Source organism: Pseudoduganella rivuli, from assembly GCF_009674485.1.
GTDB classification, from domain to species: domain Bacteria; phylum Pseudomonadota; class Gammaproteobacteria; order Burkholderiales; family Burkholderiaceae_D; genus Rugamonas; species Rugamonas rivuli_B.
Map to the genome: position 1 here is coordinate 1 of NZ_WKJJ01000002.1, position 23,773 is coordinate 23,773.

Genomic DNA, 23,773 nt, shown 5'->3' on the forward strand with positions numbered 1-23,773 from the left:
GGGGGACAGCTATCGGTTACGAAGGATGAAGAAAGCGGGATTCCTGGAGAAGCCCGCCAAGGTAGTGGCTCAGAATTCGGCCGCGTAAAGGCCCGCAAAGTGGCTCAGATTTACTCCGCGCTTGACACCAGGGGCAGAACGGCGAGCCAGGATTATGCATTGATGTGTCGTTTGATGCAGCGGACTATCTAACGAGCTGGAAAGAAATGCTGAAAGGACTTGCTCCTGTGGGTTCTGGTCCCGTCGATCTTGCCGCTGCAAGAGATGCCGCCGCCGCATACCGCAAGCTTGCACGAGAGAGGAACCTTAAGCCAACAAGCCGCATGTCTGTAGATCCTGAGGACAAAGTGGAGGACCCCAGCCTGAAATTAGGGCGATATCCCGCAGAGTTTACGAAAGAGGGTAAGTTCGTCGATTTCGATATGGCCCTGTTTGGTGGGCTTATCTGCGCAGGAGGCGAACGTCGTGGATGTGCACTTGTGCGTGCATCGCAGGACCTTTTTGGTCGCTTCTGGCGGTCACCTGATCGCGTAGGCCTGTCAGGACTAAGCGATGGGGCTCCATTCAGTGGTGATGCATTTCTTGGAGTGGCGGCATTCTTTGTTGCTCAATCTGAGCCTGAAAGATTTCGTAAGTATCTTCGAAATATTCGTGCCAACAAGGCCATCGTTTATGGACGTGAAGTCTATAAGTCATGTCAGGGTGATGATGCCTTTCAGTGCGTCTTGGCAGGGCCGGAGTGGCTTCTCCTGAACTTACTCGCGAGTCGATTTGGTCAGTCTGCAGCGGTGCCTCTAGCCATGCGTAATCCTCAGGCTACCTATGGATTCGAGGAGCACATGCTGGCGTGGCAGGCAATGCTCAACCCAGCGGGCTATAGACTACATTTGACTGCAGTACAGCTTTGGCTCATCCGTCAGTTGCGTGGGGATTCGGAAGAATTGAGGCTCGCGGCAGCCCTGCTGGCAGGACGCCAGCCCAATAATGCTTTTTTCCTATATTTACATCTTGGCCGTGATAAGACAGTACAAGATCTGCTCAACAAGACCTGCACGCCAACTCGCCCTCAAAATGAATACACAGAATGGATGTGGCAGGCAGCCATACCAGCTTTCGATATGTCATCCCCCCCGTGGGATCGGTCCATGCGATGGGATTGTCACTTCATGTACAACCTCTTGGCATACCCTTGAATACGCACGAACATCCATGTCCCTTAATACTTCTTCCTATCGTTGACACGCCTCTCACGACACATGATATCGACGCGGAATCCTCGCTTGTTACTTTTGGTGAGATTCCGCCACTCATCTTTAGTGGACAATTAGCAACAACATACTTACTCAATCATTCAAACAGTATAGGGAGAAAAAGAATGTCGGGATCCAATGGAGGTGGTGGCGGTGGCGGCGGTTTTGAAGACTATGTCGATTGCTCACGCCTGATGATCAGCACACAGTTAAGCTCTCCTAAACCTGACGTGGTTGCTAAGCTGAAGGCCAGCGACGAATTGCAAGTCGCTCTGGACAACCAACCAGGCATCAAGGTTGTCGTAGCACTTTTTAACGGGCAAATTGCCGGTGGCTTGGCATCGCCTGAAACCTCACGCTTGCGGTCCTGTATCGAACAGGGAACCAATTACAACGCAACGGTCCTGGATGTCACCGGGGGGCAAGTGCGCGTACGGGTTCATCCTGTCTAATGATGGACGCTTCTTATATACACGTCGTAGGTGGGTTGTACCGCGAACTGTGCATGCGCCCAGGGTGGAAAGAAATCTACGGTTCAGCTGGACGAGCCGCATCGGCTATTGCTGCTGCCGGCGGTAGTGTCTGTTTGCACGGATATGCCGATCCCATTGCCGACGACGCGCTTAAACAACGTGCTGTACTTGAACAATTTAAAGTCGACCTTACCAGCGTATCCGACGCGACTACGTTTCATTATGTTCACGGGCTCGCCATTCCCTCGATTACAGCACAGTCGCCACAGCAGACCAATATCGTCATAACGCAAGAACGCGTCGTGCGGTTCGGTATGCTGGAGGGAGACGCCATCATCCATGCGACCTGGGCTGTTTATGATCCACAGAACGTTTCGGCCCCAGTGCACTTTGCCCAAAACGGATCAACTGCTGAGCACTTGGCATTAATCTTGAACCGCTACGAAGCAAAGGTACTGTCTGGAGTAAACGGGGCGCCAGAGCAAATGGCGCAAGCATTGATAAAAGACTGCGGTGCCGAAGTTGTCATCATCAAACTCGGTCCACAAGGTGCCTTGGTCTACACCTCCAATGGCGCCGAATATATCCCAGCATACCGTACCGGAAAGGTTTGGAAAATCGGCTCTGGCGACACGTTTGTGGCTAATTTCGCTTATCAATGGATGTCAGGTAAAACGCCGATAGACGCTGCAAACCAGGCATCGAAAGCGACCGCATACTATTGTGAGCACAACGGCTTTGCCACTACGGAGCAACTTGATAATTACGCCCCCGTTCCAGTCACCTTGTCTGCACGCTGCCGACAAGGCTATCGCCCCAAAGTGTATCTGGCAGGACCATTTTTCACACTCGCTCAGCTTTGGCTAGTTGAACAGGCACGCGACCAACTCGGGGCCCTCGGTCTTGAAGTGTTCTCGCCATATCATGATGTTGGGCACGCTTCCGCAAACGACGTCGCCCAAAAAGACCTTGCTGCGATCGATAGCTGCGACATTCTGTTTGCGATCTCCGACGGCCTTGATTCGGGCACGATGTATGAGATCGGGCATGCCAGGGCAAAAGACAAAGCAGTAGTGATTTACTGTGAAAACGAACCTGGTAACGCCCTGAAAATGATGCTGGGTGCTGGATGCATCATCAGCGCAGACTACGTAAGTGCCGTCTACCAAACCCTGTGGAAAGCCATCGAATTATGAAAAGTGCACTGCTATTGTCCGGTGGCATGGACTCTCTAGCCTTGGCCTATTGGAAAAAACCCGATGTTGCTTTGACTGTTGACTACGGACAGCTTGCCGCAGAAGCAGAAATCGCAGCATCGACCCAAGTGTGCAAAGAACTGGGCATTGCGCATCACATCCTGCGCATCGACTGCCGCACTTTGGGGTCGGGCGACATGGCCGGCACCAAAGAAGACAACCTTGCCCCTGCGAGCGACTGGTGGCCATATCGTAACCAATTGCTACTCACGCTGGTTGCAATGAAGGCAGTAGCTTTAGGGGTAACGCAACTGTGGATAGGAACAGTGAAGTCCGATGGTGGCCATCGAGATGGCACACCCGAATTCGTTGAGCTGATTGACCGCCTGCTGGCATACCAAGAGGGAGGTCTGCGTATAAGTGCGCCTGCAATCGATCTTACTACCAGTGAGTTGATCAAGCTTGCAAACGTTCCTCCGTCGCTCTTAGCTTGGGCGCACAGCTGCCACAAGGCTAACGTGGCTTGCGGTCAATGCAGAGGTTGCAACAAGTATGTAGAGGTCTACCAGGAACTAAATAACGATGTGGCTGGACTACCCTGACCCGCATCCCAAAGATACGGTAACACCATACGAGCCTATCTGTTGGCCGACGGGCGCGGTAATGGACTTGGCGGAGCCCACGGACTTTGCTCAAGCATTTGGCGATGTCGTCGCGGCTCGCCGCTCCAATCGCACATTCGGCCCGCTGTCGCTTATGGACCTCTCGGCCTTGCTTTGGTATTCATGCCGCTCAGTTGCGCAACGGCCGTCTGGTTTAGGCTTCGATCTCAGCTTTCGGCCGGCTCCATCTGCTGGCGCCATTCATCCCATCCATGTGCTGGCATGCTCGCAAGAGCAGAATATCTGGCAGAGGTATAACCCTGTGCGTCATCAGCTAATCGAAGTTCCCGATAGGTTGCTGCCTCCGCAAAGCGCTATGACGGAGATTTCACCGGCTCTGCCAATACAAAAGGGAACCATATTGTGGCTAGCGGCAGAGGTTGGAAAAACTGCTTCGAAATATGAAAATATCGCGTCACTGATATGGCGGGATGCAGGTGCATTGCTTGCCCATCTAGGCTTGGCTGCATCCAGCTTAGGCCTGAATTTCTGCCCACTTGGCGCCACCGGGGCCAAGTGGGGGACAGCACTAGATGAGACGAAGCTGATCTGCGGCGTTGGAGTTGCGCTTGTTGGGACGCCGGCGATTGCTGACGTACCCGGGGACATCGTCAAGCTGTAAATCCTCAAAAATTTGACTAACGGATCCGGCCGACGACATCATCTCCCACCAGATGACGGCATCGAGTTCAGAAGCACGCACCCCCAAACCTTCGCTGAAAGTTAGAAACATCGATTCGAGCTGTAAGTAGTGGCGCTCAACACTAAGGTCGTGCGGGAAGAAGCCAGCTAAGAGGCCTGCGCGCAGAAGATGTATGTCCAAGATTGCGACATCGTCCGCATCGAGCCAATTGCGCGCCACCCATGAAGCAGTTTTAAATCCGATTCCCGAAATGCCAGTCAGCCAGTCACGCAGCTGACGTCCGCTTGCCAGCGGCGGCGTCTCATCATGCATCTTTTCCAAGGCCGCAGCGAGGTACTTTGCTTTCTGCCGTGCAAACCGATAGCGAATGGTGCGATCACCAACTGGCATCGGTTCACTGAGCCAATTGAACAGAGTTTCTTCGTCATACGCTGCGCCTGAAAAGGCGCCATGCTCTCGCATGATTTCAAACGCAGCCAGGCCAACACTGGCGGGAAGTCCATGGCCGCCAAGCAGACATGCGCCAACTTCTTCGCGCAATGTCCTACCCAATCTATAGTTTATGCGCGTCCCTTGCGCGCGTCGGGCGAGCACCTGATATGCCCAGTAAGCAGGAGTCGGAAACGCTTCAATCGCGCCCCACGCCACGCCTGGTATAACTTCTTGGTCTGGTGCAGGCAACTCGATCTGCACCGTTGCCGCCCCTAACATCACAGCGCCACACTGCATCATATAGCCCTCACTTCACCAAACTTCTCATTCATCCAAATCATCAGTTGATGACGCTCCGCGGGATCTAAATCTTCGATACGCTCGTAAAGTCGTTCTCGCCGGCGCTTGATCGTCTGACGTTCCCTAAAGTTTGCGCCGAGATGGTTTACGTCATGCAGAATGCTGGGCGGTTCGAAGTTAAACCATACCCATTCTTCACGTAACCCGACCTGCGACTGCGCCATGAACTTCACCTTATTCCAGCCGCTGAGGTAGTTGTCATACATGTCGCTGGCGTAGCCTGAGATCATTGCCATGCATGGCAATGCCTGAACTACTGTAAGCAGCTGTTCATGTTGCGCATCGCAGTAGTCGTAGCGATATATGCGACCTTTCCGCCGAGTAGACGGCACATACGGCGGATCGAAATACACAAGTTCTTGTCCCGTGAACTCAAACGCCTGCAAATACCCAACGGCATCCCCTTCAACCAATTCCACGCTGTCCGCCATACCTTGCCAAGCCATAATGACTGCTGGGTCGATATCGATTGCTATGGTTCGTTGAGCTGGCCTCTTATTCCGCAGGACTGCCCCGCCTCCCAAATACGCCTCGATGTAGGTCGTATGGGGTGGCATCAAGTTAATCAACTGATGAAAGCACTTTCCTTTTCCGCCGGGATATTTCATGTCGATATCATCGTCAATTTTGACGATGATTGCAAGCAAATTCGTACCTGATCAGCCACGGATTTGATGCTTTCTGGATAGTGCCTGTGATTTCAGAATACTTCTCTTTCTTGCGTGTGCAATGGTGCCTATACTGAATTACAGAGAGCGCACGCGGGGTGTTGCGAAATCACGGCTGTTACATTACGTGAGAATTGCCAAAACATCGGCTGCTATAATTCGCAGATTGCCCTAAACTTTCTTTCCGCCAACTCATCATGACGACAGTATGCTGACCTCTCACCGCAGCATCGATATCGGTCACGTCAAGGCATTATCTATACGTCGACTACGTCACGAGCCACCGACCCTGGTAGCGGCCGCACAAGCACTTACGGGCCTAGGACTAGCGGAAGATATCCACGCAGATCCGCTATCTCTACGTCAGCTTTTGGTGGCCGGAGAAGGCGCCTATCACGATCTGGAGCTCTCCCCCCTAGCATTGCGTGAAAATCTACTTCTAGATTGCGATACTTCGACCCTTCGCTCGGGGAGCGTTCTGCGTGTTGGCCAAGATGTACTCCTATGGTTGACGTTCCAGTGCGAGGCATGCGGGCACCTAAATTCACACCAGGATGGATTGTCCAAAGTCATTGGTATGCGTAGGGGTATGCTTGCTCGGGTCATCAATGGCGGCATGATTCATGTCGGCGATTCTGTTCGAAATCTAGGTCAACTTTTGCCTCAATGGTCAGATGACTGGAAGGAAAGAGTCCGCAGAGTACTGGATGCAGTCCCAACGGCCGAAGTGATCGAGTACAAGCAGCTTGCACGCTTAGCAGGCGTGCCATCGAGCTACTGTCGAGTTTTCCCGCGTGTAACCAGAGACTTTGGCAAAGCGTATGCCAGTAAGGCAGTGTCCGTTCAAAGCAAAATTTCTAAACCTCGTTGGCAAGGAACTGGCCTTTTTGAGCTGCCACGGTCAACGTACGAAAGCTTAGAAGGATCGCGTCAGCAGCATTCACGATTGACGCCAACCCTTCCTACAATTTGCGAAAAAAACATGAATAACGCCCCGCAAAACAACTTTAAAGAGCAAATTGTCAGCATGCTAAGCCAAGCAGACACGAAGCAAACCCAGGTTCTCCAACTTGCTGGCGCAACCGTGCTGTTTACGAAAGGCCGGACTCTCAAGGGCGATATGACACCGCCCTCGGAGCCGAAGCCATATCCTGCAGTTGCATGTGCATTACCTGATGACTACGATAGTTGGCTGAGCTAATTGAATAAACCAGAAAAACAGCTTCAGCGCGCCAAACGAGATGTTCACCGGCAGATTGGGGAGAACGACTCCCGTACCTTTCCATCGTTTGATAGCTTAGCCGCTTGGGCAGTGTCTCAGGGCTATGCTGAGAGCGTGGAGGCCATCAGGCAGAATCACAAGGAGCTTTGGCCAGATCTCCTCTACGAGTGGTATGCAACCAATCAAATTGCCTGCCTATTCGCAGTCCATTTAGCGCGCAAATGGGAAGAGGCAAAGTGGTACTCGGCAGTGCTTAGCGACGCATGGGACGCTGAAGTTATCACAGCGATCGTTGACGCCCATTTCGACATGGGTACAGAAGGGTTACAAATCATCGTACCTGGTGAAGGTACCGCCGAGGAAGCCGTCAGGCTAGTGACAATGCTTGCTAGTCATCCACGTTGGCGTTGTGAGGACACAGGCTGGCTCGAAGGCGAACAAGGGGATTCCATACACATTGGTCTGCGCTGGATATCGCCAGACAATTCGTTTGAATCCTGGGCAGTAGGTATAGCACCCTTCGAGCCTATGCCCTTCACCCGACAGTTCGTCAAGGCCCCATTTATCGCGTTGGTGATACGTCCATCTGCGCCGGCGGACAATCGCGCACCGACGCCTACCGGTTGCAGCGGCTTGCCAGCATCGCATCTGGCCCATATGGATGACGACTTGGGCGACAACGAGGCAAAGCGACAAAAATGGATCGCCCAAACTAAGCAAGGTAAGCGAGCGCTAATTCACCCTGAGCCTCTGTCACGTGCACGAGCAAAGGTGACGTTTAGTTTCTCAAAAAAACATCTTGATGAACTGAATGTTGCTTTGCGAGCAGAAAGTTAGTTTATTGCATTATGTATGTGAGCTAGCACAGTGAAATTAGCTTTAACTGTGCCGGCGAATTAGCAACATAGCAATCAAAAATTCCGAAATCTCCCAGCATTCAGTACAGCTTTAGTCCATGTGACCATTGATGGCCTGAACTGTCTTGCGCCATACTTGGGCTAGCAAAAGCAGTTCTGCTGCCGGTTTCAGTACTATGCAACCACTTCAACTGGCATGGAAAATGGGTTTCGCTGGCGGTAGCTGCCTACATCGGTTACCTGAGCTGGAAAGTAGCTGTAGCCGCTTATCGAACGTTATGCGCCGCAGGCAGGCAAATCCTGGCATCGTGGCGACGGATACGCCGACGCTGACGGCGGTTAGCTTGAGTGCCCCTGGATTATTCGAAGGACCGCTTCGCTTTGGTCTGGCCAATACCCGAAGCAGCTATCTGCCTGTAGGGCATTTTCCTTAGCTGATTTGGCTAGTTTATCTGTACAGCTAAATCAGCAAAATCACCTAAGCCAGACCGGCGGTCGGACGCATAACTTTGCCACTTCACGTTGGACGCATAACCTTGCCAAACGGCGAAGTTATGGTTCCAGTGACACATTCCAGAATGATGAGGGGAGAACTGGTGCGGCTGGCGGGGATCGAACCCACAACCCTTGGCTTCGGAGGCCAATACTCTATCCATTGAGCTACAGCCGCGCAGGAGGGAACTGAGAAACTCCCGAAGGATACCGGGTCTGGTGCCGTATGTCCACGAAAAGTGTCTCTTTTGCAGCTTTGCACGTCCATTACCAATTCTTTACGACTATAATCGCTCGTTTGGCGCCCTAGCTGTTCCTGCAATAACAAACACGCCGACGCAAGTTTCGAAACTGTTACCAAGGAAATTCATGAGCCACGATTCACCGATCCGCACGCCCAAGCAACTTGCAGCAGCCGTCATTGGCTTCTTCGCCGTCACCATCCTCGGCATCATCCTGCTGGTGCAATATGTCACCAACACCAAACTGACGGGCGCCGGCTCCGAAGGCCAGACTTCGCAAGCCGTTGAAGCGCGCTTGCGCCCGGTCGCCGACGCGGGCTATACGCTGAAAGACGCGAATGCACCGAAAGTGCTGCAATCCGGCGAAGCCATTTACACGTCGACTTGCCAGGCTTGCCACGGCACCGGCGCGGCCGGCGCTCCGAAAGTCGGCGACAGCGCCGCCTGGGGCGCGCGCCTGGCGCAGGGCGAAGCCACTGTCATCAAACACGCGCTGGAAGGCTTGAAAGCCATGCCGGCCAAGGGCGGCAATCCTGACCTGGACGACGTCGAAGTGGCGCGCGCCGTGGTCTACATGGCCAACAAATCGGGCGGCAAGCTGAAAGAGCCGGCAGCCCCGGCGCCAGCCGCAGCACCGGCAGCGGCCGAAGCGCCGAAGTCCTGAACTTCCCGCGCCGCACGCTGAACCGCCCTCCGGGGCTAATGCCGTTCAGTTAAGACTGAACGGCATTTTTGTTTCAGGGTTGTAAACGTTTCAATTCGCTGTTAACCTGCGTCGCAATGTTCGACGACGCCCTCCATTTCCTCGCTGATGGCCTAGAGTCGCCTGATTGGAGGCGGCTGGGGCAACATTTGCCTTATGACTGGATCGAGGAGGCGGTGGTCTGCACCCATGCTGTGAGCATTCGTCATCGCCGACTGCCTGCTGAGCAAGTGGTCTGGCTGGTGATCGCATTGGCGCTGTATCGGCATAAGTCGATAGGCGAAGTGCTTGATGACTTGGGTTTGGCGCTGCCGGATACGCAAACGCCTTTCGTGAGCAAGAGTGCGGCAGCACAGGCACGCCAGCGACTTGGCGCCGAACCGCTGCAATGGCTGTTCGAGCGATCGGCCTTGGCATGGTGCGAGCAAGATCAGCGTGCCTATACATTCAAAGGATTACAGTTGTTCGCCATGGACGGCACAACGCTGCGTACCCACGATACGTTAGATAACCGCGCTCATTTCGGTGCACAAAATTACGCCGGCGGCACTGTGGCGGGCTATCCCCAGGTTCGCGGTGTGACGCTCACCGCGCTGCCCACTCATTTGATCCGCAATGCCGTGTTTGGTCCTTACTCGACCAATGAAATGGTCTATGCCAAGCAATTGGTGGCCCATATTCCCGCCGATTCCCTCACCGTTTTTGACAAGGGTTTCCTATCGGCTGAAATCTTGTGTGCACTGACTGAAGGTGTGGACAATCGTCATTTTCTGATCCCTGCAAAGGCCAACACCAAATGGGAAGTGCTGGAAGGCGACGAACTCGACGCCATCGTGCGCATGCGAGTATCGCCGCAAGCGCGCGCCAAGTGCCCGGCGTTACCGGAATATTGGGAGGCACGCGCTATCACCGTGATCGACTCGCCGACCCGCAAAAGAGTGCTGCTCACGTCACTGCGCGACCGTCGGCGCTATCGTCCCGCTGACATGGCTGCTTGCTATGCGCGACGCTGGAGCATTGAAACGAGCTATCGAGAACTCAAGCAAGTCATGCTGGGCAACGCATTCACATTGCGCTCCAAGACGGTCGAAGGCGTGTATCAGGAAATATGGGGTACGCTGACCGCATACAACCTTATTCGGCTTGAGATCGCCAAGGCGGCCCTAGCCATCAAGTGCGAACCGTCTGAAGTGAGCTTCATCAGGGCGTTTCATTTGATTCAGTTCGAGCTGCACTGGGCCGCCGTCACTCGCTCCTATGGCAAGTTACCTGCATCCATGAAACATTTGCGGGAAAGGCTGGTTAGCCTTCTGAATGAAGAACGGCCCGGTCGTCAGTTCGACCGGGCCGTCAAAGGCAGACCTAAGAAATATGCCGCTCGGGTATTAAAGAAATGTCCTTAACTGAACGGCATTACCCTCCGGGGCGGTTTTTTTATGCCCGATTGTGGATAAGTCCCCCCTCTTTTTACCTCAAAGCAAAAAGGTGCCAGGGACTTTTTTGACGCATTGCAATCACCCATTGTTGCGGAGCGAGACTCCGCTTCGCGCCGTCTGTGGATAACCGCAGCACTTCCTTGCGGCGTAGAAAAAAAGTCCCTGGCACCTTTTTGGGGATGGGCAATAAAAAACCGCCCCGAAGGGCGGTTCGTGTGCTGCTCAGGCAGTCATTACCAGATGATCACGCGCTCTTTCGGCGGCAGGTACATCTTGTCGCCTTCCTTGACCTTGAACGCTTCATAGAAGCCCGGCTGGTTGCGCATGGTGCCGTTGGCGCGGAACTGGCCCGGCGAGTGCGGGTCGGTTTTCACGCGCTTGATCATTTCCGGATCGCGCATCTTGCTGCGCCATACCTGGGCAAAGCCCATGAAGAAGCGCTGGTCGCCCGTCAGGCCGTCGATCACCGGCGCCGGCTTGCCCTTCAGCGACAGCTTGTACGCCTTGTATGCGATGGCCACGCCGGAATTGTCGGCAATGTTTTCGCCCAGCGTCAGTTCGCCGTTGACGTTATAGCCAGGCAGCGGGCTGAACGCGTTGTATTGCGCCACCAGCGCCTTGGTTTTCTTCTCGAAGTTCTTGCCGTCCGATTCCGTCCACCAGTTGCGCAGGTTGCCGTCGCCGTCGTACTGCGAACCCTGGTCGTCGAAGCCATGGCTGATTTCGTGGCCGATCACGGCGCCGATACCGCCATAGTTGACCGCGTCATCGGCGTTGGCGTCGAAGAACGGCGGCTGCAGGATCGCGGCCGGGAACACGATTTCATTCATTTCCGGGTTGTAGTACGCATTGATCGTCTGCGGCGTCATGCCCCACTCGTCGCGGTCGATCGGCTTGCCCAGCTTGTTGATTTCCTTGTTGTAGTCGGCCAGGTTGGAGCGCTGCACGTTGCCCAGCAAGTCATCCTTGGACACCACCAGCGCCGAGTAATCGCGCCATTTGTTCGGGTAACCGATCTTCGTGGTGAACTTGGCCAGCTTGGCTTGCGCTTCCTTCTTCGTGGCCGGGCTCATCCAGTCCAGCTTGTCGATCGATTGCTTGTACGCGGCCATCAGGTTTTTCACCAGCGCTTCCATGCGCGCCTTGCGTTCGGCCGGGAAGTGCTGTTCCACGTACAGCTTGCCCAGGGATTCACCCAGCGCGCCTTCCACCGTCGCCACACCGCGCTTCCAGCGCGGACGCATTTCCTTGGCGCCCGACAAGGTGGCGCCATAGAACGCGAAGTTCTCGTCCACGAAAGCTTTCGACAGGTAAGGCGCGCTGGCGCGGATGGTTTGCCACGTGAAGTAGGCTTTCCACGCGTCCAGCGGGGTCGTGGCCAGCAGGTCGGATACGCCTTTCAGGTACGACGGCTGACTGACGATCACGTAATTGACCTTGCCCGTCACGTTCAGGCCCGCCAGGTAAGGCGTCCAGTCGAAGTTCGGGGTCAGTTCGTTCAGCTTGGCAATCTCGACCTTGTTGTACGCCTTGACCGGGTCGCGCAATTCGACCGGAGTCCACTGCACCTTGGCCAGTGCCGTTTCCAGCGCCACGATGGTTTGCGCCTTGGCGGCGGCGTCCTTGTCGCCCGCCAGGGTCAGCATGGCGGCCACGTGCTGCTGGTACTTGGCCAGGATCTCTGCCAGGCGCGGATCATCCTTGTTCAGGTAGTAATCGCGCTCAGGCAAGCCCAGGCCGCTCTGGTAAAAGTCCACCACGTATTTGGTGGAATCCTTGTTGTCCTGGTGGACCGCACCGGTGAACGGCGCAGGCGTGCCAACCTTGGTGAACTGCGCCATCAGGGCCGGGATTTCCTTCTTGTCCTGCAGTGCGGCGACCCGTGCCAGTTGCTGGTTCAGCGGCGTGATGCCCAGCTGTTCCAGCCGGGCTTCATCCATGAAGCTGGCGTAGAAATCGCCAATGCGCTGCGCATCCGCGCCGGCTTTCGGGTTGGCGGCGGCCTGCTCGATGATGGCGCGCAGTTGCGGCTGCGTGTCTTCGTGCAATTTGACGAACGAACCCCAGCTCGACTTGTCGGCCGGGATTTCCGTCGTGGCCAGCCATTTGCCGCTCAGGTAGGTAAAGAAATCGTCTTGCGCGCGCACGGCAGGATCGATGTATTCGACGGCAATGCCGGAAGTCGGCTTGGCCATGGATTTCGCGGCGGCGGCGCCGGCGGCGCTGGCCTGGCCGGTGGCGGTTGCCAGCAGGGCCAGGGTCAATGCACTGAGCAGATGTCGGTTCACAGGTGATGTCCTTCGAGTAGTAGTCGTACCGGCTTATGGCCGGGGGTAAAACTGTAGCACAGCGGAATGACACAAAGATAGCAAAAAGGCCACGTCCGTGGCCTCCTTGCTGCACATAAAACGCAATTTACCAGATGATGATGCGGTTTTCCGGCGCCACGTACATCTTGTCGCCGGCCTTTACGCCAAACGCGTCATAGAAGCCCGGCTGGTTCACCACCGTGCCGTTGGCGCGGAACTGGCCCGGCGAGTGCGGATCGGTTTTCACCTGCTTGATCTGCTGCGCTTCGCGCATCTTGCTGCGCCATACCTGGCCAAAGCCCATGTAGAAGCGCTGCTCGCCCGTCAAGCCATCGATCACCGGCGCCGGCTGGCCGTGCAGCGACAGCTTGTACGCCTTGTACGCAATGGCCAGGCCGGAGTTGTCCGCAATGTTTTCACCCAGCGTCAGCGCGCCGTTGACGTTATAGCCCGGCAGCGGGCTGTAGCTGTCGTACTGCCTGGTCAGCGCATCGGCCTTGGCCTTGAACTTGGCGCGGTCGTCCGCCGTCCACCAGTCGCGCAGGTTGCCGTCGCCGTCGGACTGGCTGCCCTTGTCGTCGAAACCGTGGCTGATTTCGTGGCCGATCACGGCGCCGATCGCGCCGTAGTTGACGGCATCGTCGGCCGCCGCGTTGAAGAACGGCGGCTGCAGGATCGCGGCCGGGAACACGATTTCGTTGGCGGTCGAACGGTAATACGCATTGACCGTTTGCGGCGTCATGCCCCACTCTTCGCGGTCGACCGGTGCGCCCAGCTTGGCGATGTTGCGCTTGTAGGAGAATTCCGCGGCGCGGCGCATGTTGCCCGCCAGGTCGCCGGCCACGATGGACAGCGCGCTGTAATCGCGCCACTTGTTCGGATAGCCGATCTTGGTGGTGAACTTGGCCAGCTTGGCTTGCGCTTCACGCTTGGTGTCCGGGCTCATCCAGTCCAGCTGGTCGATGCTGTCCTTGTAGGCGGCCAGCAGGTTTTTCACCAGCCCTTCCATGCGCACCTTGCGCTCGGCCGGGAAGTACGTGGTCACGTACAGCTGGCCCATGCCTTCGCCGATGGCGCCTTCCACCGTGGCCACGCCGCGTTTCCAGCGGGGCGGCTGCGCGGTCACGCCGCTGATCACGCCTTCATAAAACGCGAAGTCCGCGTCGGCAAACGCTTTCGACAGGTACGGCGACGCATCGCGCAGCAATTGCCATTCGAAGTACGATTTCAGCGTATCGAGCGGGGTGGCGTCGACCACCTTGGCAAAGCCCGCCAGGTAGCTTGGCTGGTTGACGATCACATAGTCGGTCTTGGTGGCCACGCCGGCCTTGCCCATCACATCCAGCCAGTCGTAACCGGGCGCCATATCACCCAGCTTGGCGATGTCGGTCTTGTTGTAGCGTTTGACGGGGTCGCGGTTGTCGACCTTGGTCCACTGCACTTCCGCCAGCGCGGTTTCGAATTCCATGATGGCTTGCGCCGCCGCTTCCGGCGTCTTGTGGCCTGCCAGCTTCAGGATATTGGCCACGTGCGCCACATACTTGGTACGGATGCCGGCCAGGCGCTCGTCATCTTTTTTCAGGTAGTAATCGCGGTCCGGCAACCCCAGGCCGCTTTGCGTTACGTATGCCGCGTTCTTCAGCGAATCGCGCGCATCGGTGCTCACATAAATCGCATACGGCGTCGGCACGCCGATGCGCGACAGGCGCGCGATCAGGCCCGGCAGCGCTTTCTTGTCCTTGATGCCACGGATCTGGCTCAGTTCACCCGACAGCGGCTTGATGCCCTGCTTTTCCAGCAGCGCTTCATTCATGTAGCTGGCATACAGGTCGGCGATTTTCTGCTCGTTGCTGCCCGCCTTGTTCTTCCGGGTTTGCAAATCTTCGATGATGGAACGCAGTTGCGGCAACGTGTCGTCGCGCAGCTTGGCGAACGAACCCCAGCTGGATTTGTCGTCCGGGATTTGCGTGGTCTTCAGCCATTCGCCGTTCAGGTGCTGGAAGAAATCATCCTGCGGACGCACCTTGGCGTCGATGTACTGCGTATCGATTCCCGAGGTTAGCGCGGCCGGAGCCGATTGATGTTCATGGCCTTCATGGGCAAAGGCGGGGCCATAGGCGGCGAGCAGGCTCAAGGCCAGGGTGCTCAGCAGGGTGCGTTTCACGTACTACTCTCCTTGGTCAGAATTTGGTCTCCAGCCGCGCGCTCCACACCGTGTAAGTGGGGTTGAGCGTACTGGAAAATTTGGCAACACCCCTCGCAGTAACAAGGTTGTCGCCGGTGGCGTCGTCGGCCAGAATATTACTCGCAGACAGGCGCAATTGGGTCAATGGCGTGGCTTTCCACAACACATACGCGTCCAGGACGCGCTTGCGGCTCACTTCCACCACTTGTTCCGTTGACGTTTGTACACGGATCGCCGGCGTCCAGTTAAAGCTGGTGCCCAACGTCAGCGGCAAGTCCTTCATCCGGTAATCGACACCCAGGTTGCCAGTCTGCCTGGCTTGCTGGTCCAGGCGGTTGTCCGGTCCGGGAATGCCATCGACTTTCGACCAGAAGCGGCTGTAATTGGTGCGGAAATCAATCGCCGGCGCATCGGGGAACCATTCCACCAACTGGAACTTCGCTTCCAGTTCGATGCCTTTGGTTTTCGCGTGGCCCACGTTCGATGGCGTCGAGACCCAGCGCACCGTGCCATCCGGCGCCGTATACGTGGTCAGGGTACGGCGGATCAAGTCATCGATGTCGCGCACGAATGCGCTGGCCGACAGGATGCCGGCGCGCCCCAGGTAATGCTCGTAGGCGAGGTCGATGCCGGTTGCCAGTTCCGGTTTCAAGTTCGGGTTGCCGGTGCGGTCGGGACGGGTCGCGTCATTGTTGCGCGACAGGGCAGGCAGTGCGATCAAATCCTGCACGTTGGGCGACTTGTAGCTTTTCGTCCAGCTCATGCGCACCTGGTCGCGCTCCTTGCCGGGAATGCGCCACACGCCGTGCAGCAACGGGGAAAACACGCTGCTGTTGTTGGTGATGGTGCCCGCGCTGCGGTCGGACGTGGTGCGGATGCCTTCCCAGCGCGCACCGAGATAGACGCCCCACTCCGGCGTGATATCCCATTCATCCTGCGCATACACGGCCACGCGGCGCGTATCGGCCGTCAGGTTGTCGCCGGAATCGGCGAATTGCGAGACGCCGTCCTTGTCCAGCGAGACACGGGTCTGTTCGCGGTGGCTGTTTTCCAGTTCCCAGCCGGCCGCCAGCAAGTGGCCCTGGCCCAGCGGCGACGTGTATTTGCCGCCCGTGTTCAAGCCGCGGTCGCGCGATTCATCGGTATCGGTAAAGCGGTCCAGCAAACCGCCGGCGGCGTTGTACTGGTAGCGCACGGAATCGCCGTCGCGCTTGCCCAGGCCAAAGCCGAATTTCACATCCAGTTTCGATGCGCCTTGCAGGCGGTGGATCCAGTTGCCGAAGCCGCGCATGAAGGTGGCGCTGGCATGCGCCTGCGAATTGGCGCTCGCGTATTCCTGCGGCGGCACGCCATCTGCCGCCAGCGGCTGGCGCAATGCGCTGGTGGCGCCCGTGTCGCTGCGCATCGCCATCACGAAGGTCTGGAAATTCAGCGTATCGCCGTTGTCGAACTTGTATGACACGCGCGGCGCCAGGTGCAAATTCTTCGTCGTGCCGCTGCTGTCGTCATCCTGCAGTTGCAGGCGTTCCACCGTGCCGTCCGCGCGCGTATCGGTGCTGACGGTATGGCCTTCGTTGTGCTGGCGGTTGACGCCCAAGGTGCCCGTCAGCGTGTAATTCAGCGCGCCTGCCTTGCCCGGCAAGGTCACGGACAGGTTCGGCGTATGCAAGCCCTGCTCCACCGAGTCGGCCAGTTTCACCTGGATGTCTTTTTGCTGGTAGCCGTCGCGCAGCACGATGTTGATGGTGCCGGCAATGGCGCGGGCACTGTGCTCGGCAACGGGGCCGCGCATGACTTCCACGCGCTCGACCTGGTCCGGCGACAGCGATTCCATTGAAAAGCCGGCCGGCGGACGTTCGCCATTGACCAGCACTTGCGTATAACCGTTACCCAGGCCCCGCATGCGCACGTCGCCGCCCCGGCCCGGACGGCCGCCGCCGATGGTCACGCCGGGCAAGCGTTTCAGCACGTCACCCAGGCTGGTGTCGCCGTTGCGGTCCAGTTCTTCGCGGCCATACACCTGCTTGCCCGCCGTGGAATTGCGGCGCTCGTCCATGTCGCTGGCGCGGCTGTTGGTGATGGTCACCTGCGGCACCGGTTGCACCGAGGCTTTGCCCTCATCTTTCTGCTGCTGGGCATAGGCGTGAAGGGGGGCGCCTATTAATGCCAGGCAGGCAATGGGGATCAGTTTGCTCATGGTGTTCGGGGAAGTGATTCCGTGCGGCGTGGCTGGCTGGAGCGTTCTGGCTGGCCCGGAGAGGTAGCCGCGCAGGCATTGTAATCGTGCGCGGCGGCAAGAAGTCCGTTTGTTAACGGGTTTTTACGTTTCGATACATGACGCTTTTATCAGCAACATTTAGCTGGGGAAAGCGCAGCAAGGCTGCTGCAAATGCAACAGCCTTGCTGCTAAGTCAGCCGCCGCGGCCCATGCCGCCCTGCCCGCCGGGACCACCCATGCCGCCTTTGCCACGACCTTTTCCTTCATGCCCTTCGTTACTGCCGCGCAGCGGACGTTCGCCTCCTTCGCGGCCCGGCATGCGCTGCAGTTGCTCGGCCAGGAACACCGCCACCTGGCGGCGCTGGGTTTCATTCAAGGCATCGTTGACCACCAGCCACCATTCGCGCAACTGTTTTTCTTCCGCGGCCGTGGCGGCGGTTTCCGCATCGAGCCCGCCCACCAGTTCGCGCAATTCCACCTCCTTGCCATCCAGCGCCGCGCGCGACGCCGCCTGCATTTTTTCACGCCGCGATTGCCGTTCGCGCAACAAGGTGCGGGTACGGCTTTCCGTCTGCTGCCACAGGGTTTGCTGGTTCGCGTTGAGGTTCAGTTCCTTGCGAAAGTCGGCCGCCATGACCAGCAAATCTTCCGCATGCATCTCCATCACGGGCGTGGCAAAAACTGCAGGGGAACCAGCCAGCATCAGGGCCAGTACGGCGGTGCGCAAATGTTTCATGGGATCTCCGGGCAAAAAAAAGCCAGCGCGGGCGCGCTGGCGGAAAACCACTACAGGGTAGAGAGAATTACAAGGCCAGTGTAGGCCGCGTCCGCTTCCCCTTCCCGTTTTCTTACAATTGCTTACCGACGTGAATAAACGATTTACACCAGCGAAACGGGACGAAAAATTAATGTTGAGAGGCTGTCAAACTTTCTCTTGTTGGTCCGACATTTGTGTGGCGCGGCGAGCTTAAAAGTGCCTGAAAAGCGAATGAAATTACGCGAAGGCTACTCAGGTTGCCGGGAATCAGGTTTATACTGAATTCACCGCGGCAACATATACCGCGAGTGCTTGACACAGGTGAAACATGGGCAAGAAACTCAAGAATACCGGGCTGGTCGGGCTCGGTGTAGTGGCCGGCATTGCCGTCTCGTTGCAATTTTCCGCGATGGCTCAACGGCCTGCCGATCCCGCCCTGCCGCTGGAAGAATTGCGGCAACTGGCTGACGTGTTTGGCCTGATCAAATCCGATTACGTGGAACCGGTCGAAGACAAGAAATTGCTGACCGAAGCCATCACCGGCATGGTCGCGTCGCTCGACCCCCATTCCGCTTACCTCGACAAGAAGGCGTACGCTGAATTGCGCGAAGGTTCGCAGGGCAAGTTCGTCGGCCTCGGCATTGAAATCGGCCAGAGCGAAGATGGCTACATCAAGATTGTCGCCCCGATCGAAGATTCGCCTGCGCACCGCGCCGGCATCAAGGCGGGCGACCTGATCACGCGCCTCGATTCCACGCCGGTCAAAGGGTTGAGCCTCGACGAATCCGTGAAAAAAATGCGCGGCGAGCCGCACAGCAAAGTGTCGCTGACCGTGCTGCGCAAGGATGAGCCGGAACTGCTGGTCTTCAATATCTCGCGCGAAGAAATCCACCAAAAGAGCGTCAAGGGCAAGATCGTCGAACCGGGTTACGCCTGGCTGCGCATCGCGCAATTCCAGGAACCAACCGTGGATGACCTGGCCGCCAAGATCGCCGACCTGTACAAACAAGACCCGCAACTGAAAGGCCTGGTGCTGGACTTGCGCAACGATCCGGGCGGCGTGCTGCAAGGCGCGATCGGCGTGGCGGCGGCATTCCTGCCGCGCGATTCGGCCATCGTGTCGACCAATGGCCAGTTGCCGGATTCGCGCCAGACGTTCTATGGCCGTCCCGAATACTACTTGCTGCGCAATGAAGGCGATATCCTCGCCAAGCTGCCGGCTGCCGTGAAGAATGTGCCGATGGCGGTGCTGGTCAATACCGGTTCCGCATCGGCCTCCGAAATCGTGGCCGGCGCGCTGCAGGATTACAAGCGCGCCACCATCATCGGCACGCAAACGTTCGGCAAGGGTTCGGTGCAAACCATCCGCCAGCTGACCGCCGACACGGCCGTCAAGCTCACCACGGCCCGCTACTACACGCCGAACGGCCGCTCGATCCAGGCCAAAGGCATCACGCCGGACTTGCAGGTGGAAGAAAATGCGGACGGCGACGGCTTGAACGCGCTGCGCCTGCGCGAAGCGGATTTGTCGAAGCACCTGTCGAATGACCGCGACCAGGAAGCCGCCAAGACCAAGCGCGACGAAGCGGAAGAACAGTTGCGCGTGCTGATGGCGGAACGCAAGCGCAAGCCGCTGGATTTCGGCAGCACCGACGACTTCCAGCTGCAACAGGCGTTGAATCACCTGAAGGGCTTGCCGGTGCAAACCGCCAAGCAGGAATCGAAGCTGGTGCAGGCCGATCCCGTGCCGGCAAAGAGTCCCATCAAGAAATAATCAAGCAGATGTTCTGAAAATACACATCCAGTACAGAAACGGCGTCCCAGCGGGCGCCGTTTTATCATTCCGGCACAGCGCATCGTGTAAAATTTCTCGGTCAGGCGACCGCCTTTTGGAGAAAGATTAAATAATATGAAACAAGTCGTCATCAGCGGCACCGGGCTGTTTACCCCGCCGAATTCCATTTCCAATGAAGAACTGGTGGTGTGCTTCAACGCCTACGCCGAACAATTCAATGCCGACAACGCGGACGCCATCGCGGCCGGCACCGTCACCGCGCTGGAGCCGTCCAGCGCCGCCTTCATTGAAAAAGCGTCCGGCATCAAGGCCCGCTATGTGATGGAAAAGGAAGGGATCCTCGATCCGAAGCGCATGGTGCCCCGCATCGCCGAACGCGGCAACGATGAATTGTCGCTGCAGGCGGAAATCTGCGTGAAGGCCGCGCAACAGGCGCTGGACCGCGCCGGCCGCACGGCGGCCGACATCGACATGGTGCTGGTGGCTTGCTCGAACATGCAGCGCGCCTATCCCGCCATGGCGGTCGAAGTGCAGCAGGCGCTGGGCATCGATGGCTATGGCTTCGACATGAACGTGGCCTGCTCGTCGGCCACGTTCGGCATCCAGACCGCCGTCGCCGCCGTGCAAAGCGGCCAGGCCCGCGCCGTGCTGGTGCTGAACCCGGAAATCACCAGCGGCCACCTGGACTGGCGCGACCGCGACAGCCACTTCATCTTTGGCGATGCGTGCACCGCCATCGTGGTGGAAGCCAAGGATGCCGCCGTATCGCGGCATCAGTGGGAAATCCTCGACACCAAGCTGAAGACCAACTTCTCCAACAATATCCGCAACAACTTCGGCTTCATGAACCGCTTCGATGAAAGCGGCATCGGCAAGCCGGACAAACTGTTCAAGCAACAGGGCCGCAAAGTATTCAAGGAAGTGTGCCCGATGGCCGCCGCCATGATCAAGGAAAGCATCGCGCGCGCCGGGCTGCAAGTGGAACAATTCAGCCGCTTCTGGCTGCACCAGGCCAACCTCAGCATGAACCAGCTGATTTCCCGCACCATCCTGGGCCGCGACGCGGAACCGCATGAAGCGCCGGTGATCCTCGATACCTACGCCAACACGTCGTCGGCGGGGTCCATCATTGCGTTCCACAAGCACCAGGACGATTTGCAGGCGGGTGCCCTTGGCGTGATCTGTTCTTTCGGCGCCGGCTATTCGATTGGCGCCGTGGTTGTCCGCAAGCTGTAAAAAACCGCCATCGCATGCCTGTGCTACCCTTGAACGGTTGACCACCGTTTAAGGGTTTTACTTACGCATGCACCATGACCTTCCCCTGATCACCACCATTGCCGCCGCGCTCGGTTTCGGGCTGGTATTCGGCTTCATCGCCACCAAACTCAAATTGCCCGCACTGGTCGGCTACCTGGCTGCCGGTATCCTGATCGGTCCCGCCACGCCGGGCTTCGTTGCGGATACCGCGCTGGCCGGGCAGCTGGCGGAAATCGGCGTGATGCTGATGATGTTTGGCGTCGGCCTGCATTTTTCGCTGGATGATTTATGGGAAGTGCGCAAGGTGGCGTTGCCGGGCGCCGTGCTGCAAATCGGCGCCGCCACGGCCATGGGCATGGGGCTGGCGCACTGGTGGGGCTGGAGCCTGGGCGGCGGGCTGGTGTTCGGCCTCGCGCTGTCCGTGGCCAGCACCGTGGTGCTGCTGCGGGCGCTGGAAGAACGGGGCATCCTGGATTCCTTCAATGGCCGCATCGCGGTCGGCTGGCTGGTGGTGGAAGACCTCGTCACCGTCATCGTGCTGGTGCTGTTGCCGCCGCTGGCCGGCGCGCTGGGCGGCGCCGCGCCAGCCGATGCCCATATCGATCCCGCTGCGCCGCTGTGGCAGACCGTGGCCTTTACCGTCGGCCAGGCGGCCGCCTTCATTGCCTTCATGATGCTGGTGGGCCGCAAGCTGTTCCCGTGGCTGCTGTGGCAAGTGGCGCGCACAGGGTCACGCGAATTGTTCACCTTGTGCGTGGTTGCCGCCGCCGTCGGCATTGCCTTTGCCGCCACCAAGCTGTTCGGCATTTCCTTTGCGCTGGGCGCCTTCTTTGCCGGCATGGTGCTGCGCGAATCGGAACTGAGCCACCGCGCCGCCGAAGAATCGCTGCCGCTGCGCGACGCCTTCGCCGTGCTGTTCTTTGTCTCGGTCGGCATGCTGTTCGAACCCGCGATCCTGGTGGAACAGCCGCTGCGCGTGCTGGCAGTGCTGGGCATTATCGTGTTCGGCAAGTCGCTGGCGGCGTTCGTGCTGGTGGTGCTGTTGCGCTATCCGGCCAAAACCGCGCTGATGGTGTCGGCCAGCCTGGCGCAGATCGGCGAATTTTCCTTCATCCTGGCGGCGCTGGGCATTGCCCTGCAATTGATGCCGCATGAGGGACAAAGCCTGATCCTGGCGGGCGCCATCCTGTCGATCGCCATCAATCCGCTGATCTTTGCCGCGACCGGACCGCTGGAGCGCCGCCTCGGCAAAAACCAGTTGCTGGCCGCCCGCTTCGACCGCAGCGCCGACCCGCTGGCGGAATTGCCGATGTCGGTGCCGCAGGAAAAATTGAGCGGCCAGGTGGTGCTGGTCGGCTATGGCCGCGTGGGGCGCCGCATCGCCGCGCAACTGGCAGCGTGCGGTATTCCCTACGTGGTGGCGGAGCAAAACCGCGAACTGGTGGACCAGTTGCGCCAGCAAGGCGTCCCTGCCGTGGCGGGCAACGCCGGCGAACCGGCGGTGCTGATCCAGGCCCACATTGCCCGCGCCGCCATGCTGGTGATCGCCACGCCGGACACCTTCCACGTGCGCGCCATGCTGGAAACAGCGCGGGCGTTAAACCCGGACATCCGCACCGTCGTGCGCACGCACAACGATGAGGAAGCGGCATTGCTGCGCAAGGAACGGGCCGGTGAAATCTTTATCGGCGAAGATGAACTGGCGCGGGGCATGACCGCGTATGTCGTGCAGACGTACGGCGAGCACCGCACCCGTGCGGGACACTGATTCAAGACAGCGTCAAGCCGCTGTGGCCACCATCGACGGGCGTTGGCAGACGCGCTCCACCAGCGCCGCCAGGCGCGGCGCGTCCGCGCGCCATGCCAGTTGCGGCTGGCGTAAATCGCAATAGGCAAACGCGACGCCCAGCGCCAGGTCGCCCAGGTCGACCGGGCGATCCGGCGCGGCCTGGCGCGCCAGGTCGCGTTCAATCGCCGCCACGGCGCGCGGCAACGCGGCCAGCCAGCGCCGGGTCAGGATGCTGTCCGGCGCATCGCCGAAACGGGTACGGATCACGGCGCCAAACGCGCAATCGATCACGGCGCGCGCCAGGCCCAGGCGGCCCAGCGTGGCAAGCCGCTGCGCCGGCGCCGCCGGCAGCAATTGCACGTCGCCGCTCAGGGCCAGCAGGTATTGGACGATGGCATCGCTCTCGATCAGGCAAGCGCCATCATCGGTCGCCAGCGCCGGCACTTTGCCCAGCGGGTTGACCGCCAGCAGTTCCGGCGCGTCGGTCCACGGATCGGTCCACACCAGCTGCAGTGCACCGGCCAGGCCGGTTTCATGGGCCGCCACCAGCGCCAGCCGGGCATAAGGAGAAGTCTTGTTCAGGTAAAGGTGCATGTCGGGTTTCTCCGTTTATTTTTTCGTCAAGGGTCATGGTAGGGGAACGATGACAAAAAAGATAACGACTAATACTGATGGGTCCGTTCACTCCGGGAGAATATACGCAGCGTCCCGCGCCACAGCCGACTTTATAAAAAAATAATTAGTTATCAAAATAGAATTAATCGCGTACCATGGCGCTTCCCGCGCCGCGGCGCCGCGTTTTGCTGCCGCCATCTGATTCCGGAGTA

At 58.2% G+C, this 23,773-nt stretch carries 20 protein-coding genes and 1 tRNA gene; 13 read left to right on the top strand and 8 right to left on the bottom strand.

Going from position 1 to position 23,773, the window contains the following annotated elements:
- The 6 genes from GJ700_RS35195 to GJ700_RS36240 form a co-directional block, all read left to right on the top strand.
- Positions 1–192: hypothetical protein (locus GJ700_RS35195; protein WP_229506765.1), on the top strand; the 192-nt coding region annotated here is incomplete at its 5' end.
- Between the two features lie 14 nt (positions 193–206).
- A complete protein-coding gene (locus GJ700_RS02685; RefSeq protein ID WP_154371132.1) occupies positions 207–1,193 on the top strand; it encodes a hypothetical protein in 987 nt (328 codons plus the stop codon).
- Positions 1,190–1,702 carry a hypothetical protein gene (locus GJ700_RS35200; RefSeq protein ID WP_229506766.1) on the top strand — a complete coding sequence of 171 codons (513 nt, stop codon included), beginning with the start codon at positions 1,190–1,192 and terminating at the stop codon, positions 1,700–1,702. The genes GJ700_RS02685 and GJ700_RS35200 overlap by 4 nt, the downstream gene beginning before the upstream one ends.
- Before the next feature lie 53 nt (positions 1,703–1,755).
- Entirely contained in the window at positions 1,756–2,919 is a 1,164-nt protein-coding gene (locus GJ700_RS02695) for a PfkB family carbohydrate kinase (protein ID WP_229506767.1), read from the top strand.
- Positions 2,916–3,521: a 7-cyano-7-deazaguanine synthase gene (locus GJ700_RS02700; protein WP_154371133.1), complete on the top strand. Its 606-nt coding sequence runs from the start codon at positions 2,916–2,918 to the stop codon at positions 3,519–3,521. The genes GJ700_RS02695 and GJ700_RS02700 overlap by 4 nt, the downstream gene beginning before the upstream one ends.
- 61 nt (positions 3,522–3,582) lie before the next feature.
- Positions 3,583–4,203, top strand: a complete 621-nt coding sequence (locus tag GJ700_RS36240; RefSeq protein ID WP_371867833.1) for a nitroreductase family protein — start codon at positions 3,583–3,585, stop codon at positions 4,201–4,203.
- Here GJ700_RS36240 and GJ700_RS02710 read toward each other — a convergent pair.
- Together GJ700_RS02710 and GJ700_RS02715 are read right to left on the bottom strand one after the other, a co-directional pair.
- On the bottom strand, positions 4,111–4,764 hold the full coding sequence (locus tag GJ700_RS02710; RefSeq protein ID WP_229506768.1) for an 8-oxoguanine DNA glycosylase: 654 nt from the start codon (positions 4,762–4,764) through the stop codon (positions 4,111–4,113). The two genes, GJ700_RS36240 and GJ700_RS02710, sit on opposite strands and share 93 nt — an antisense overlap.
- 188 nt (positions 4,765–4,952) lie before the next feature.
- Positions 4,953–5,663, bottom strand: a complete 711-nt coding sequence (locus GJ700_RS02715; protein WP_229506769.1) for a DNA adenine methylase — start codon at positions 5,661–5,663, stop codon at positions 4,953–4,955.
- A gap of 229 nt (positions 5,664–5,892) precedes the next feature.
- On the opposite strand from GJ700_RS02715, the gene GJ700_RS35205 reads away from it, so the two are divergent.
- Complete coding sequence (locus GJ700_RS35205) at positions 5,893–6,885, top strand: MOSC domain-containing protein (protein WP_229506770.1); 993 nt, start codon at positions 5,893–5,895, stop codon at positions 6,883–6,885.
- Positions 6,886–7,743 carry a hypothetical protein gene (locus GJ700_RS02725; RefSeq protein ID WP_154371135.1) on the top strand — a complete coding sequence of 286 codons (858 nt, stop codon included), beginning with the start codon at positions 6,886–6,888 and terminating at the stop codon, positions 7,741–7,743.
- 614 nt (positions 7,744–8,357) lie between these two features.
- Here the strand turns inward: GJ700_RS02725 and GJ700_RS02730 are convergent.
- Positions 8,358–8,433 (bottom strand) — tRNA-Arg (locus tag GJ700_RS02730).
- 191 nt (positions 8,434–8,624) lie between these two features.
- Here GJ700_RS02730 and GJ700_RS02735 point away from each other — a divergent pair.
- The gene (locus GJ700_RS02735) at positions 8,625–9,161 is read left to right on the top strand and encodes a c-type cytochrome (RefSeq protein WP_154371136.1); all 537 of its coding nucleotides are present in this window, start codon (positions 8,625–8,627) and stop codon (positions 9,159–9,161) included.
- Positions 9,162–9,277: 116 nt separating this feature from the next.
- Positions 9,278–10,603, top strand: coding sequence for an IS4 family transposase (locus GJ700_RS02740; protein WP_154371137.1), 1,326 nt, complete (start codon positions 9,278–9,280; stop codon positions 10,601–10,603).
- A gap of 266 nt (positions 10,604–10,869) precedes the next feature.
- On the opposite strand, the gene GJ700_RS02745 is transcribed toward GJ700_RS02740, so the two are convergent.
- The 4 genes from GJ700_RS02745 to GJ700_RS02760 all read right to left on the bottom strand — a co-directional run bounded on the left by GJ700_RS02745 (position 10,870) and on the right by GJ700_RS02760 (position 18,084).
- Positions 10,870–12,924, bottom strand: a complete 2,055-nt coding sequence (locus GJ700_RS02745; protein WP_371867799.1) for a M13 family metallopeptidase — start codon at positions 12,922–12,924, stop codon at positions 10,870–10,872.
- Positions 12,925–13,051: 127 nt separating this feature from the next.
- Positions 13,052–15,109 carry a M13 family metallopeptidase gene (locus GJ700_RS02750; protein WP_371867800.1) on the bottom strand — a complete coding sequence of 686 codons (2,058 nt, stop codon included), beginning with the start codon at positions 15,107–15,109 and terminating at the stop codon, positions 13,052–13,054.
- Between the two features lie 16 nt (positions 15,110–15,125).
- On the bottom strand, positions 15,126–17,327 hold the full coding sequence (locus tag GJ700_RS02755; protein WP_154371138.1) for a TonB-dependent receptor plug domain-containing protein: 2,202 nt from the start codon (positions 17,325–17,327) through the stop codon (positions 15,126–15,128).
- 214 nt (positions 17,328–17,541) lie between these two features.
- Positions 17,542–18,084 carry a hypothetical protein gene (locus GJ700_RS02760; RefSeq protein ID WP_154371139.1) on the bottom strand — a complete coding sequence of 181 codons (543 nt, stop codon included), beginning with the start codon at positions 18,082–18,084 and terminating at the stop codon, positions 17,542–17,544.
- Between the two features lie 349 nt (positions 18,085–18,433).
- Here GJ700_RS02760 and GJ700_RS02765 point away from each other — a divergent pair, with 349 nt between their 5' ends.
- From GJ700_RS02765 to GJ700_RS02775, 3 genes are all read left to right on the top strand, one after another.
- Complete coding sequence (locus GJ700_RS02765) at positions 18,434–19,879, top strand: S41 family peptidase (RefSeq protein ID WP_154371140.1); 1,446 nt, start codon at positions 18,434–18,436, stop codon at positions 19,877–19,879.
- A 135-nt stretch (positions 19,880–20,014) separates the two neighbouring features.
- Complete coding sequence (locus GJ700_RS02770; protein ID WP_154371141.1) at positions 20,015–21,136, top strand: beta-ketoacyl-ACP synthase III; 1,122 nt, start codon at positions 20,015–20,017, stop codon at positions 21,134–21,136.
- Positions 21,137–21,203: 67 nt separating this feature from the next.
- A complete protein-coding gene (locus GJ700_RS02775; RefSeq protein WP_154371142.1) occupies positions 21,204–22,925 on the top strand; it encodes a cation:proton antiporter domain-containing protein in 1,722 nt (573 codons plus the stop codon).
- A 12-nt stretch (positions 22,926–22,937) separates the two neighbouring features.
- Here GJ700_RS02775 and GJ700_RS02780 read toward each other — a convergent pair whose 3' ends face one another.
- Entirely contained in the window at positions 22,938–23,540 is a 603-nt protein-coding gene (locus GJ700_RS02780; protein ID WP_154371143.1) for a glutathione S-transferase family protein, read from the bottom strand.
- Positions 23,541–23,773 lie beyond the last annotated feature (233 nt).

Coding starts and splice junctions, on each gene's coding strand:
- GJ700_RS02685 (WP_154371132.1), top strand. CDS start 207: ATGCTGAAAGGACTTGCTCCTGTGGGTTCTGGTCCCGTCGATCTTGCC.
- GJ700_RS36240 (WP_371867833.1), top strand. CDS start 3,583: ATGGACTTGGCGGAGCCCACGGACTTTGCTCAAGCATTTGGCGATGTC.
- GJ700_RS35205 (WP_229506770.1), top strand. CDS start 5,893: ATGCTGACCTCTCACCGCAGCATCGATATCGGTCACGTCAAGGCATTA.
- GJ700_RS02775 (WP_154371142.1), top strand. CDS start 21,204: ATGCACCATGACCTTCCCCTGATCACCACCATTGCCGCCGCGCTCGGT.
- GJ700_RS02755 (WP_154371138.1), bottom strand. CDS start 17,327: ATGAGCAAACTGATCCCCATTGCCTGCCTGGCATTAATAGGCGCCCCC.
- GJ700_RS02700 (WP_154371133.1), top strand. CDS start 2,916: ATGAAAAGTGCACTGCTATTGTCCGGTGGCATGGACTCTCTAGCCTTG.
- GJ700_RS02735 (WP_154371136.1), top strand. CDS start 8,625: ATGAGCCACGATTCACCGATCCGCACGCCCAAGCAACTTGCAGCAGCC.
- GJ700_RS02740 (WP_154371137.1), top strand. CDS start 9,278: ATGTTCGACGACGCCCTCCATTTCCTCGCTGATGGCCTAGAGTCGCCT.
- GJ700_RS02760 (WP_154371139.1), bottom strand. CDS start 18,084: ATGAAACATTTGCGCACCGCCGTACTGGCCCTGATGCTGGCTGGTTCC.
- GJ700_RS02780 (WP_154371143.1), bottom strand. CDS start 23,540: ATGCACCTTTACCTGAACAAGACTTCTCCTTATGCCCGGCTGGCGCTG.
- GJ700_RS02765 (WP_154371140.1), top strand. CDS start 18,434: ATGGGCAAGAAACTCAAGAATACCGGGCTGGTCGGGCTCGGTGTAGTG.
- GJ700_RS02695 (WP_229506767.1), top strand. CDS start 1,756: ATGCGCCCAGGGTGGAAAGAAATCTACGGTTCAGCTGGACGAGCCGCA.
- GJ700_RS02770 (WP_154371141.1), top strand. CDS start 20,015: ATGAAACAAGTCGTCATCAGCGGCACCGGGCTGTTTACCCCGCCGAAT.